Source organism: Acidovorax temperans (assembly GCF_028596105.1).
GTDB classification, from domain to species: domain Bacteria; phylum Pseudomonadota; class Gammaproteobacteria; order Burkholderiales; family Burkholderiaceae_C; genus Acidovorax; species Acidovorax temperans.
Map to the genome: position 1 here is coordinate 2,739,204 of NZ_CP117193.1, position 12,989 is coordinate 2,752,192.

A 12,989-nucleotide genomic window follows, 5' to 3' on the forward strand; every position below is an offset into this window, starting at 1 on the left:
TGGCTGACAGCGCTTGCCCTGCAGACTCAGCAGTCTGCAGCGCAAGCCCCCCGTGTCACCCGCCCTCCACCTCCCACCGCCCCGCCACGTTCTTCAGCAGCGTATTCACCGCCGCCAGCCTACGGCTGCGCACATCGATCAGGCTGCGCTGGGCTGACAGCACCGTGGCCTGCGCGGTGATGACATTGAGATACCCCACCGTGCCCGCGCGGTACTGGTTGCTCACCACCTCCAGCGCGCGCTGGGCGGCGGCCAGGGCTTCGGTTTGCAGTTGCTGCTCTTGCGCCAGGGCCGTGGCAGCGGTCAGGTTGTCTTCCACTTCTTGCAGGGCCGTCAGCACCGTCTGGCGGTAGGTGGCGGCGGCCTGTTCGTTGGCGGCGCGGGCCGATTCCACCGCCGCCGTGCGGGCACCGCCATCGAACAGCGACAGCGCCAGTTGCGGCCCCAGCGACCAGAACAGGTTGGGGGCATTGAACAGGTTGGACAGCTCCGAGTCCCGGTACCCCGCCGTGCCCGACAGCGTGAGCGCTGGGAAAAATGCGGCCTGGGCCACGCCGATTTGCGCGTTGGCGGCGGCCACCCGGCGCTCGGCAGCGGCAATATCGGGGCGGCGCTCCAGCAGTTGCGATGGCAGCTGGGCGGGCACCACCGGGGGCTGGGGCAGCGTGCCCGTGGCGGGCAGGCTGAAGCTGGCGGGGGCCTGGCCCAGCAGCGCAGCCAGGGCGTTTTCCAGCTGGGTGCGGGTGGTTTCTGCCTCCAGCAATTGCACCTGGGTGGACTTGTATTGCGATTCGGCCTGCGCCACATCAGCCACCGAGGCAACGCCCGCTTGCTGGCGGTTGCGCGTCAGCTCCCAGCTGCGCTCGTAGGCCTGCAGCGTCTCGCGCAGAATTTGCGCGTTGGCCTCTGCCGCACGCAGCGAAAAATAGGTTTGCGCCACGCTGGCCTGCACCGACAGGCGGGCAGCGGCCAGGTCGTCCGCACTGGCCTGGGCGGTGGCCTGGGCAGCATCCACTGTGCCAGCAAGGCGGCCCCACAGATCCAGCTCCCAGCTCGCGTTCAGGCCCAGCGAATAACTGCTGCTGGTGCGCGTATTGCTGCTGCCGTCTGCCGCCTGGCTGCCGCTGCGTGCGCGCGAAGCGCTGGCTGTGGTGCCCAGCGTGGGTCCCAGGCTGGCGCGGCTGCTGGCCACGACTGCCTGGGCCGCGCGCAGGCGGGCCAGAGACAACGCGATGTTCTGGTTGCCGCTGGCGGCCTGCTCTTGCAGGGCGTTGAGCGTGGCATCGCCGTACAGCGTCCACCACGCGGCGGGGGCTTCAGCGGCGATTTGGCCCGCCTGCGCAGGCTGCCAAACACCCCCCGCCGTGGCGGCCAAGGCTTGCTTGTAATGGGCGGGCACGGGCTGTGCGGGGCGTTCGTACACCGGCGGGGTGCTGCATGCCACCAACCCGGCAGCTACCAGCAAGGCGGGCAGCAGGCGCAGAGTGGCAGGCCGACAAGAACGGATCGTCAACGCAAGGGATAGTGGCATGGCAGACATCAGTCGTTTCCTTCGAGCGCTGGGGCCACGGGGCCATGAGCGGCCTGGGGCGCACGCCCCCGCTGGCGGCGCAAAGCGCGCAGCACACGCTGGCGCAAGCGGTCCAGCGCGACATAAACCACGGGCGTGGTGTAGAGCGTGAGCAGCTGGCTCACCAGCAACCCACCCACCACGGCAATGCCCAGGGGTTGGCGCAGCTCGGCCCCGTCCGCACGGTTCAGCGCCAGAGGCAGCGCACCAAAAATGGCGGCCATGGTGGTCATGAGGATGGGGCGCAAGCGAAGGCTGCAGGCGCGGTAGATGGATTGGGCCGCCGTGGCGTAGCCATCGCGCTGCCGCGCCAGGGCGAAGTCGATCATCATGATCGCGTTCTTTTTGACGATGCCGATCAGCAGGATGACGCCGATGAGCGCGATCAGCGAGAACTCAGTTTTGAACCACATCAGCGCCAGCAGCGCCCCCACCCCGGCCGAAGGCAGTGTGGAGAGGATGGTGATGGGGTGCACCAGGTTTTCATACAAGATGCCCAGCACCAGGTAGATGGTGATGATGGCCGCCAGGATGAGCAGCGGCTGCCCCGCCAGAGCCGACTGGAATGCCCCCGCCGTGCCGCTGAAGCTGCCGCGAATGCCCACGGGCACGCCCAGTTCGGCCACGGCGTTGTTCACGGCATCGGCCGCCTGCGACAGCGACACGCCCGGCGCCAGGCTGAAGCTGATGGTGCTGGCGGGTGTGCCGCGCTCGTGGTTGACGGACAGCGGCGTGTTGGCGGTGGTGATGCGCGCAAACGCGGTGAGCGGCACCTGCTGGCCCACGTTGTTCACAAAGAAAAAGCCGCGCAGCGTCTCGGGGCTTTGCAGGTATTGCGGCGCGGCTTCCATCACCACGCGGTACTGGTTGAGGGGGTTGTAGATGACGCCCACCTGGCGCTGCCCAAAGGCGTCATTCAGCGTGGCGTCGATCTGCGCCATGGTGAGGCCCAGGCGGGTGGCGGCGTCGCGGTCAATCACCAGCGTGGTCTGCAAGCCGTAGTCGGCCACGTCGCTGTTCACGTCTTCCAGCTCGGGCAGTTGCGAAAGCGCCTGGCGGATGCGCGGCTCCCAGGTGCGCAGCTCGGCAATATCGTCGGCCTGCAGCGTGAAGTCGAAAGACGCGCCACTTTGCCGCCCACCAATGCGGATGTCACGCTGCGGCGACATGAACAGGCGCGCGCCCGGCTCGTTCTTGAGTTGCTCGCGCAGCCGTGCGATGACCGCCTCAGACGACTCCTGCCCCGGCCCGCGCTTGAGCGTCATGAACATCGCCGCCGCATTGCGCTGCCAGCCACCCGTGGTGCCGGTGACATATTCCACCGCCGGGTCGGCCTGCACGATGGCCAAAAAGCGCTGCAGACGCTGCTCCATGGCCTGGTATGACGTGGCTTGGTCGGCCCGGATGAAGCCCGAGATGCGGCCCGTGTCCTGCTCAGGCATAAAGCCCTTGTCGATGGCGGTATAGAGGTACACATTGAGCCCCACCACACCGGCCAGCACCAGCAGCACGACGGGCTGGTGGCGCAGGCACCAGGCCAGGCTGTGGCGGTAAGCCCGCAAACCACGGGTCTGCCAGCCATCCACCCACCGCGAAAACCGCGCCCACCAGAGCGTGCGCGGCGCCGCCTGCGCAGGCGCAGGGTGCTTGAGCAAGGCCGCGCACATCATGGGTGTGGTGGTGAGCGAGACCACCAGCGACACCAGAATGGCCGCCGACATGACGATGGCAAATTCGCGAAAGAACCGGCCCACGATGCCGCCCATGAACAAAATGGGCACGAACACGGCGATGAGCGAGATGCTCATGGAGACGACGGTGAAGCCGATCTCGCGGGCACCATCCAATGACGCCTGCAGCGCCGACTTGCCCCGCTCCATGTGGCGCATGATGTTTTCCAGCACCACGATGGCGTCGTCCACCACAAAGCCGGTGGCAATGGTGAGCGCCATGAGCGACAGGTTGTCGAGTGTGTAGCCCGCCAGGTACATCACCCCGAACGTGCCGGCCAGCGACACCGGCACCGCCACCGCCGGGATGAGCGTGGCGCGCGCGTTGCGCAAGAACAAAAACACCACCAGGATCACCAGCCCCACGGCGATGACGAGCGCGTTCTCCACCTCTTTGACCGAAGCGCGCAGGGTGGGTGTGCGGTCTGACACGATTTCAATGTCGATGGCCGCCGGGATAGACGCTTGCAATTGCGGCATCAACGCCCGCACACGGTCCACGGCCTCCAGAATGTTGGCGCCCGGCTGCTTGAACACCTGCAGCAAGATGGCAGGCTTGCCGTTGGCCACACCAAAGTTGCGCACATCCTGCACCGAGTCGGTCACCTCGGCCACGTCTGAGAGGCGAATGGCGTTGCCATCCTTCCAGCGCAGCACCAGCGGCGCGTAGTCAGCCGCCACGCGGGCCTGGTCGTTGGCGGCGATCTGCCAATAGTGGTCTTCACGCTCCACCGCGCCCAGCGGGCGGTTGGCGTTGGTGGTGCTGATGGCGCTGCGCACCTGCTCCAGCGACACGCCGTTGGCCGCCAGCCGCACCGGGTCCAGCGACACACGCACCGCAGGCAGCGCCCCGCCGCTCACGGTGGCCTGCCCCACCCCTTCGACCTGCGAGAGCTTTTGCGCCAGCACGGTGGAGGCCGCGTCGTACATCTGCCCGCGCGTGAGCGAGCTGGACGTGAGCGCCAGGATCATGATGGGCGAATCGGCCGGGTTGACCTTGCGGTAGGTCGGGTTGCTGGGCATGCCCGTGGGCAACAGCGAGCGCGCCGCGTTGATGGCCGCCTGCACATCGCGCGCGGCGCTGTCCACGTCGCGGCTCAGATCAAACTGCAGGGTGATGCTAGTGCTGCCCAGGATGGAGCGCGAGGTGATTTCGTTGACCCCGGCAATGGAGCCCAGCGCCCGTTCCAGCGGCGTGGCGACGGTGGCGGCCACGGTGTCGGGGCTGGCGCCGGGCAGGCTGGCGCTGACGGAGATGGTGGGGTAATCGACCTGGGGCAGCGGGGCCACAGGCAGCAGGAAGTACGACACCGCGCCCACCAGGGCCAGGCCCAGGGTGAGGAGCATGGTGGCGATGGGGCGGTGGATGAAGGGGGTGGAGAGGCTCATGGAACGGGCCTCTGGGTTTTGATGTGTTTTATAGCTCTAGCGCTTACTAGATAAGCGCTTGCAGCTACTAATTTGATAGTGTCTTGATTTGTCGCCATTCTTTTGGCTGCATGCCTTTGCCAAGGGCGGGAGCCGGGTGTTCGCCCCGGCGGGCGAGGCACTTTTCTTTGCTTCGCCAAAGAAAAGTACCCAAAAGAAAGGCGCCCCCCAGTCTGCGACCCCTGCGCTGCGCTACGGGGCAAACCTGCGGCGGTGCGCTTGCGGGGTGCGCCGTGGAACTCGCTTTGCTGCTGCGCAGCGCCGCTCGGACAGCCACGGCGAGTCAGATCACGAAGCACGCGCGCTCCGACGCGCGTGCCACCCCGCAACCGCCCCGCCGCAGGCGCAGCCAGCAGGGGGTGAACAGCCAAACAGCCATTCGGGTCTTCGCTGCGCTCGACCCAAAAAATGCTGCGCCCTGCGCAAGGTGCTTGCGCCCACAACAAAGGGCCGAGCGAAGCAATGGCCCGAGAGGCTGTTTGGCTGTTTGGCTCCCCCATCCCCTCTGTATGCGCCGAGGAGCGCAGCGGCCAGCGGATCAGGGCTCGCGATTGTCTGAGCGAAGCGCAGCGCAGCGAGTTCGAGCGAGACCCCGCTGGACGCGAGCACCGCAGGTTGCCCGAAGCGAAGCGCAGGGACGCAGACAGTGGGGTCGCCTTTTCTTTGCTTACTTTCTTTTGGCGAAGCAAAAGAAAGTGAGTCGCCCGCCGGGGCGACAACCCGGCCCCCGCCCCATGCAAAGGCATGAAGCCAAAACGGCCTCTAACGCTTATCAAAAAAGCGCAACCAGCTACAAAAACAGGAGCACCCATCACACAGCCCCTCGCCGCGCCCGCCACCGCTCAGCCCACCCCTCAAACGTCAAATAAATCACCGGCGTCGTAAACAACGTGAGCAACTGGCTCACGATCAGCCCCCCCACCATCGTCACCCCCAGCGGATGCCGCAACTCACTGCCCACACCCCCACCCAACATCAACGGCAACGCACCGAGCAAAGCCGCCAGCGTCGTCATCAAAATCGGCCGAAACCGCAGCAAACAGGCTTGGTAAATCGCTTCCCGCGCAGGCAACCCCTGGTCGCGCTGAGCCTCCAACGCAAAGTCGATCATCATGATGGCGTTCTTCTTGACGATGCCGATCAAGAGCACGATGCCGATCACCGCCACGATGTCCACGTCCAGCCCCGCCATCCACAACGCCAGCAGCGCCCCCACACCCGCCGAGGGCAAGGTCGAGAGGATGGTGACCGGATGGATCGTGCTCTCGTACAGCACCCCCAGCACGATGTACATGGTGACCACCGCCGCCAGGATGAGCAGCAGCGTGTTCGACAGCGACGCCTGAAACGCCAGCGCCGCCCCCTGGAAGCTGGTGTCCACCGACAGCGGCAGCAAGCCCGCCGCACGCGCTGCCGCCTGCTCGGTCTGGATGGCCTTGACGGCATCGCCCAGCGACACGCCCGGCGCGGTGTTGAACGAGATGGTGGCGGCAGGCAGCTGGCCCACGTGGTTCACGGCCAGCGGCATGGGGCGCTCTTCAATGCGCGCCACCGATGACAAAGCCACGGGCTTGCCTGCGCTCGAAGTGACGTAGATGCTGTTCAAAGCCTCCGGCCCCAGCTTGAATTGGGGCGCCACCTCCAGCACCACGCGGTACTGGTTGGACTGGGTGAAGATGGTGGAGATAAGCCGCTGGCCAAAGGCGTTGTACAGCGCGGTGTCGATGCCCGCCACCGTCACGCCCAGGCGGCTGGCTTGGGCGCGGTCAATCTGCACAAAGGCCTGTAGGCCCTGGTTTTGCAGGTCACTGGCCACATCGGCCAGTTGCGGCAGGGCGCGCATGCGCTGCACCAGGTCGGCCGTGCTGGTCTGCAGCTGCGCCATGTCGGGCGACGAGAGCAGCAACTGGTATTGCGTGCGCGCCACGCGGTCTTCAATGGTGAGGTCTTGCACCGGCTGGGCATAGAGGCGAATGCCCACGATGTCCCCCGTTTCATCGGCCAGGCGGCGCAGCACCACGGGGGCGCGGTCGCGCTCGGCATGGGGCTTCAGGTCAATGAGCAGGCGACCGGTGTTGAGCGTGGTGTTGGCCCCGTCCACACCGATGAAGGACGACACGCTTTTCACGGCCGGGTCTTGCAGGATGCGCTCGGCCAATTGCTGCTGGCGCTCGGCCATGGCAGCAAAAGAGATGGACTGGTCGGCCTCGGTGGTGGCCTGCAGCGTGCCGGTGTCTTGCACTGGAAAGAACCCCTTGGGCACCACCAGATAGAGCACCACCGTCAGCACCAGCGTGGCGCCAAACACCAGCCAGGTCAGGCCCTGGCGGTTCAGCACCCAGTGCAGCGCTCTGCCATAGTGGTCAATGGTGCGGTCAAAAAACCGGCCCGTGGCCTGGTACAGGCGGCCGTGGCTTTCTTCGGGTGTGTGGCGCAGCAGGCGGGCGCACAGCATGGGCGTGAGCGTGAGCGACACCACCGCCGACAGCAAAATGGCCACCGCCATGGTGATGGCAAATTCATGGAACAGGCGCCCCACCACATCGCCCATGAACAGCAGCGGAATCAGCACCGCAATGAGCGAAATGGTGAGCGAGATGATGGTGAAGCCGATCTGCTTGGCGCCCTTGAGCGCGGCCTGCAGCGGTGGCTCGCCCTCTTCCACATAGCGGGCAATGTTCTCAATCATCACGATGGCGTCGTCCACCACAAAGCCGGTGGAAATCGTCAGCGCCATCAGCGTGAGGTTGTTGATGGAAAAGCCCGCCAGGTACATCACGCCAAACGTGCCCACCAGCGACAGCGGCACCGCAAAGCTGGGGATGAGCGTGGCCGAGGCGCTGCGCAAGAACACAAAAATCACCGCCACCACCAGGCCAATGGCCAGCGCCAGCTCGGTCTGCATGTCGTTGACCGAGGCGCGGATGGTGGTGGTGCGGTCGGTGAGCACCCGCACGTCCATCGACGCGGGCAGCGTACTTTGCAACTGGGGCAGCAAGGCCTTGATGCGATCGACCGTGTCGATGACGTTGGCGCCCGGCTGGCGGCGAATGTTGAGGATGACGCCGGACTTGGAGCCCGTCTCGGGCGTACCCGCCCATGCGGCCAGGCGCGTGTTCTCGGCGTCGTCCACGGTTTGCGCCACATCACGCAGGCGGATGGGGTTGCCGTTTTTGAAGGCGAGGATCAGGTCGCGGTATTCCTGCGCGGACTGCAGCTGGTCGTTGGCGTCGATGGTGGAAGCACGCGCGGGACCATCAAAGCCGCCCTTGGCCTGCTTGACGTTGGCCGCCGCAATCGCAGTGCGCACGTCTTCCAGCGTGAGGCCCAGGTTGGCCAGCGCGGTGGGGTTGGCCTGGATGCGCACCGCCGGGCGGCGCCCGCCCGCAATGGCCACCAAGCCCACGCCGTTGACCTGCGAGAGCTTGGGCGCGAGGCGGTTTTCCACCAGATCGTTGAGGCGAATGACAGGCAACGAGGGCGAGGTGATGGCCAGCGTGAGCACGGGCGCATCGGCCGGGTTGACCTTGCTGTAGATCGGCGGCATGGGCAGGTCGCTGGGCAGCAGGTTGCTGCCGGCGTTGATGGCGGCCTGCACCTGCTGCTCGGCCACGTCCATCGACATATCCAGCGCAAACCGCAGCGTGATGACCGAGGCCCCGCCCGAGCTGGTGGACGACATTTGGGACAAACCCGGCATCTGCCCAAACTGGCGCTCCAGGGGCGCAGTGACGTTGGAGGTCATCACATCCGGGCTGGCGCCGGGGTACAGCGTGGTGACCTGAATGGTGGGGTAGTCCACCTCAGGCAAAGCCGAGATGGGCAGCAGCCGGTAAGCCAGCAAGCCCGCGATGAGCAGCGCCACCATCAACAGCGAGGTGGCGATGGGGCGCAGAATGAAGATGCGGGACAAATTCATGGCGGGTACGGCAACGGGGCCTGCGAGGTGCGACGCGGAAAGCGCTGGGTGGAGAAGCGCTATCGCTCAGCGCACGGGGGCAGACCCTGGCGATGCTGCCGCAGAGGCCGCCTGCGTGGAGGCCACCGCAGCAGTCGGGCCAGAATCCGGGGCGGAAGCCGCCGCCTGCGGCGCCTGCGCGCGCCGGTTGCGGAAGAACGCCCGCCGCTCTTCTTGTGTCATCTTGGCCACCTGTTCACGCTCTTGCGGGGTCAGGCTGGCCATCAGGGCTGCGCGGCGGGCACCTGCGTCCTGGGCGGCAGCATCCGCGCGGGTGGCAGCGCCGCTGTCAATCACAGCCACCTTGGCGCCTTCGCGCAGGCGGTCGATGCCATCGGTCACCACCTGGTCACCGTCCTGCAGTTCACCCTCCACGCTCACGCGGTCGCCGTCCACCACACCCACACGAATGCGCCGCTGGGTCACGGTGCCGTCGGGCCGCACCAGATACACGTAGTTGTTCTGCACCGCCGTGCTGGGCACCGTGAGCATGTCTTTGAGCAGGTTGACCTGCAGCTTCACGTTGACGAACTGGTTGGGAAAGAGAGCGCCTTCTTCATTGGCAAAGGCTGCCTTGGCTTTGATGGTGCCGGTGGTGGCGTCGATGGCGTTGTCCACCGCACCCAGCCGCCCGCGGGCCAGGCGCTGTTTTTGCTCGCGGTCCCACAGCTCTACCGGCAAGCTGGCACCACTTTGAAGGCGCTGGTTGATGGCGACCAACTGTGCCTCGGGCACCGAAAACACGGCATCGATGGGCCGCACCTGGGTGATGGTGACGATGCCCGCGGCGTCTGATGGGCCCACCACATTGCCCACATCGGCCTGGCGCAAGCCCAGACGCCCACTGATGGGCGCGGTGATGCGGGTGTAGCTCAGCTGCAGCTTGGCGGCATCGACCTGGGCCTGGTCGGCGGCTACCGTGCCTTCCAATTGGCGGACCAAAGCTTTTTGGGTGTCTACCTGCTGGGCTGCGATCGAATCCTTGGCGAGCAGGTCCTGGTAGCGCTGCAAATCCAGCTGGGCATTTTTGAGTTGGGCCTGGTCGCGCTGCAGGTTGCCCTGGGCCTGGGTCAGCGTGGCCTGGTAACTGCGGGAATCGATTTCAGCCAGCAGTTGCCCGGCCTTGACCTCATCACCTTCCTTGAACTTGATGGACAACAGCTCCCCGCTGGCCTTGGCCCGCACCACGGCCGTGGCACGCGCGCTCATGGTGCCGATGGCGCTGACCATCACGCGCACATCCTGGCGCTGCACCACCCCCACCGACACCGGTTGGGCGGCCCCTGCCCCACTGAACCGGCCGGGCGTGCGCGCGGCGCCCGCAAATGCGGCAGCGGGCGCCTGCTGCTGCTTCCACCACCAGGCCCCGGCCGCAGCGGCCGCCAGCAACACCAATGACACGAACCACCACCGCACGCGGCCCTGTTGGCGCACAGCAGACCAGGAAGACATGAAAAGAGGAGCGGGCATGGGAAAAAGCGCAGCCAGGCGTGCCGGAGCAATGCGGTAACGGAGGCCGTATGGTAGCCATGGCTCGGCCACCAGCGCTGGACGGGCGCGGGATTTACCCAGGCTTTACCGGTCTTGTACAGACATGGGCATTCATTAGCGCACGCCGACCTGACTGGGCCTGCAACGTGGCACTCGCCTATCTGCCGAGGCCAGCCAAATCCACCCTGTGTGCCCACCGTACTCCGGGCAAAGGCGCATGGTGGGCAACCACCACGGCGCGCTCGGGCTGGTCCGCACAACTGTTCAGCGCCTGGGCGAGGTACGTCACCGAAGGCTTGTCCAGCCCGGCGATGGGGTCATCAATCAGCGTCAGCGGCGCCCCGCTGGCCAATGCAGCCGCCATGCACACCTTGCGCCGAGTGCCGGTGGACAGCGCATGAAAAGGCTTGGGCAAATGCTCTGCCAACGCAAAGCCTGCAACGTGCACCGCCAAAGCGTTCGCATCCCAGCGCGAATACTTGGCGGCTTGCGCATCCAGCCAAGCCTGGGCGGTGGTGGGGTTCACTGCATCCGAGCGCGGGTCCATCCAAAAAACCTGGGCGCTGTAGCGCTCAGGTTCCTGCACAGCATCCACGCCACCCACTGCCACGCGCCCTTTTTGCGCCGCCAGCTCACCTGCAAGCAAACGCAGCAAGGTCGTTTTGCCCGTGCTTTCATCGCCGCACACCAGCACCAATCCCGCATTACAGCGAAGGCTGAAGCCCTGAAAAACGTTGCACTGGGGATAACCAAAATCCAGCGCATCGACAGACAGCAAAGTGGGCATAGGAGACATGGCGTTGCGAGCAAAAAAGGTAGTGGGTGGCGGCAGACATTGTGCACGGCGACTGCTGCACAGACCGGACAATGCGCTCTGATCACCACCCTCTCACACCTACGCCCCATGACCCTGGACTACCTTGATTTTGATTACAGCGAAGACGACGAAGGCACCGGCACTTTTGACGCGATGGCCTGTGTGACGGAAGCGCAATGGGCACGCCTGCAACATGAGATCACTCAGGTGCTGCAGTGGTGTCATGAGCAGTTTCCGGAAGGCCCCAGCCCCTTGGAAGATGGCGGCGATTGGCAGTACGACCTGCAAGGGGTGCAGGAAGTGAGCACACCCGTGGCCCTGCATTTCGACCCAGCGACCGGGGGCATTGCGCGCAAGCTTGAAACGGCAGCACCACCAAGACTGACGGTGACCCTGACCTTGAGCGGCCACGCACAGTTTTGCGAGGCGTTGCGCGCCGAATTCGGCCTGGAGTAGCCCATCTGCGGGGCGTTTTGGGTGCGCGATGGCGACCCAAAACCCCAAGCCCTTTAGGGGAAAAGCCCGCAGCATGCACGCAGCAAACTCTGGCGTTACATTGGAATACTTATTAGTCTAATCAATGACCGGAGAGTAACAATGCTGAAACGCCGTCAATTTCTGGGTGCTGGTGCAGGGCTCTGCGCCTATGCTGCTGGCTCTTTCGTTCCCGTGTGGGCTCAAAGCGCGCCCAATCTGGGTACGCCCACCTTGCCATCTCCGGGGTTTCGCCGCACCAAGATGGGTGACGTCGAAATCATCTCGGTGCTGGACGGAATTGCGCGCCGGCCGCTGGGCGAAGAATTCGTGAAGAACGCCCCGCTCGCGGAAGTCAAAGCCCTGCTGACCTCCCAAGGCCTGCCCACCGACTACATCGACGTGCCGTTCACCCCGTTCGTGGTGATTGCTGGCGGACGCAAGGTGCTGATCGACACCGGCCTGGGTGACTTCGGTGGCCCCAACGCAGGCAAGCTGCTGGAAAACCTGCGTGCCGCAGGTGTGCCCGCCTCCGACATCGACACCGTGCTCATCAGCCACTTTCACGGCGACCATATCAATGGCCTGCGCAACAAGGCGGGCGAACTGGCCTTTGCCAAAGCCAAGGTGATGGTGCCTGCAGCCGAGTACGCGTTCTGGATGGACGACGCCAAAATGGCAGCCGCTCCCGCCGGACAAAAGGGTGCCTTTGAAAATGCCCGCCATACCTTCAGCGCCATGGGGCCTGACATGCTGGTGCAGTTCGCAGCAGGTGCCGAGGTGTTGCCTGGCATCCGCTCGGTGGCCGCTTACGGGCACACCCCAGGGCACACCCTGTTTGAAGTGACATCTGCAGGGCAGAGCTTCTTCTACCTGGCTGACCTGACCAACGTGCCTTCCCTCTTTGCACGCAACCCCGACTGGGCCGTGTCTTTCGATATGGACGCAGAAGCCGCACGCAAGGTGCGTCGTGAGGTCTTTGCGCGGGTGACTTCCAGCAAATCGCTCGTGGGCGGGTTCCACTTCCCCTTCCCGGCGTTTGGCCGGATGACTGCGACAGGTAACGGCTACACATTCGAGCCAACGGTCTGACGCGGGCTGTTTGCCTTAGCAGCCCATCGCATCCAAGCAGCGAAAGGTTGGGGGCAAAAAAGCGAGATCATGGTGGCATTGCTGCTGTGACCTATCCCCCAATTTTTGGCAACCACGCCAACCTATGGCCTAATAGCAGCTTTTCCACCACTTTTTCCAGAGAAGTTCCATGGGCAACAAGATCGTTACCGAAGCAGACCGCAAGCGCACTCCCCGTCCACAGCCCCTGCCAGGCAACACACTGCAAACCCCCGGTCGTGGCCAGCGCGTGAGCCTGGAACGTGGCGTTGCTACCCGCAGCAAGAAGAACCCCGGCAAGCGCTCCAAGAAGGGCGGCTAAAGCCTGTGGTGACCTCAAGCAGGGTCACCCAAAAACAGAAGCCAACCAATCGGTTGGCTTTTTTTTCGCCCCCACTCACTGTTGCACTC

Annotated in this window: 8 protein-coding genes; 3 read left to right on the plus strand and 5 right to left on the minus strand. The window is 65.0% G+C overall.

Going from position 1 to position 12,989, the window contains the following annotated elements; genetic code table 11:
- Window positions 1-55: 55 nt before the first annotated feature.
- The 5 genes from PQV96_RS12920 to PQV96_RS12940 form a co-directional block, all read right to left on the minus strand.
- Complete coding sequence (locus tag PQV96_RS12920; protein WP_273623136.1) at window positions 56-1,531, minus strand: efflux transporter outer membrane subunit; 1,476 nt, start codon at window positions 1,529-1,531, stop codon at window positions 56-58.
- A gap of 8 nt (window positions 1,532-1,539) precedes the next feature.
- Window positions 1,540-4,689 (minus strand): efflux RND transporter permease subunit, encoded by a 3,150-nt coding sequence (locus tag PQV96_RS12925; RefSeq protein WP_273623137.1) that lies wholly within the window; start codon window positions 4,687-4,689, stop codon window positions 1,540-1,542.
- A gap of 850 nt (window positions 4,690-5,539) precedes the next feature.
- Window positions 5,540-8,647 carry an MdtB/MuxB family multidrug efflux RND transporter permease subunit gene (locus PQV96_RS12930; protein ID WP_273623138.1) on the minus strand — a complete coding sequence of 1,036 codons (3,108 nt, stop codon included), beginning with the start codon at window positions 8,645-8,647 and terminating at the stop codon, window positions 5,540-5,542.
- A gap of 66 nt (window positions 8,648-8,713) precedes the next feature.
- A complete protein-coding gene (locus tag PQV96_RS12935; RefSeq protein WP_273623139.1) occupies window positions 8,714-10,156 on the minus strand; it encodes an MdtA/MuxA family multidrug efflux RND transporter periplasmic adaptor subunit in 1,443 nt (480 codons plus the stop codon).
- Between the two features lie 178 nt (window positions 10,157-10,334).
- Window positions 10,335-10,973: an ABC transporter ATP-binding protein gene (locus tag PQV96_RS12940; protein ID WP_273623140.1), complete on the minus strand. Its 639-nt coding sequence runs from the start codon at window positions 10,971-10,973 to the stop codon at window positions 10,335-10,337.
- 108 nt (window positions 10,974-11,081) lie between these two features.
- Between PQV96_RS12940 and PQV96_RS12945 the strand changes: the two genes are divergently transcribed.
- From PQV96_RS12945 to PQV96_RS12955, 3 genes are all read left to right on the plus strand, one after another.
- The gene (locus PQV96_RS12945; protein ID WP_066696845.1) at window positions 11,082-11,450 is read left to right on the plus strand and encodes a hypothetical protein; all 369 of its coding nucleotides are present in this window, start codon (window positions 11,082-11,084) and stop codon (window positions 11,448-11,450) included.
- Between the two features lie 141 nt (window positions 11,451-11,591).
- Window positions 11,592-12,560 carry an MBL fold metallo-hydrolase gene (locus tag PQV96_RS12950; protein ID WP_273623141.1) on the plus strand — a complete coding sequence of 323 codons (969 nt, stop codon included), beginning with the start codon at window positions 11,592-11,594 and terminating at the stop codon, window positions 12,558-12,560.
- A 169-nt stretch (window positions 12,561-12,729) separates the two neighbouring features.
- Entirely contained in the window at window positions 12,730-12,900 is a 171-nt protein-coding gene (locus PQV96_RS12955; protein WP_167336958.1) for a hypothetical protein, read from the plus strand.
- Window positions 12,901-12,989: the final 89 nt, after the last annotated feature.

Excerpts from the sequence above, each read along its gene's own strand:
- PQV96_RS12945 (WP_066696845.1), top strand. The coding sequence starts at position 11,082 with ATGACCCTGGACTACCTTGATTTTGATTACAGCGAAGACGACGAAGGC.
- PQV96_RS12920 (WP_273623136.1), bottom strand. The coding sequence starts at position 1,531 with ATGCCACTATCCCTTGCGTTGACGATCCGTTCTTGTCGGCCTGCCACT.
- PQV96_RS12940 (WP_273623140.1), bottom strand. The coding sequence starts at position 10,973 with ATGTCTCCTATGCCCACTTTGCTGTCTGTCGATGCGCTGGATTTTGGT.
- PQV96_RS12930 (WP_273623138.1), bottom strand. The coding sequence starts at position 8,647 with ATGAATTTGTCCCGCATCTTCATTCTGCGCCCCATCGCCACCTCGCTG.
- PQV96_RS12935 (WP_273623139.1), bottom strand. The coding sequence starts at position 10,156 with ATGCCCGCTCCTCTTTTCATGTCTTCCTGGTCTGCTGTGCGCCAACAG.
- PQV96_RS12950 (WP_273623141.1), top strand. The coding sequence starts at position 11,592 with ATGCTGAAACGCCGTCAATTTCTGGGTGCTGGTGCAGGGCTCTGCGCC.
- PQV96_RS12955 (WP_167336958.1), top strand. The coding sequence starts at position 12,730 with ATGGGCAACAAGATCGTTACCGAAGCAGACCGCAAGCGCACTCCCCGT.
- PQV96_RS12925 (WP_273623137.1), bottom strand. The coding sequence starts at position 4,689 with ATGAGCCTCTCCACCCCCTTCATCCACCGCCCCATCGCCACCATGCTC.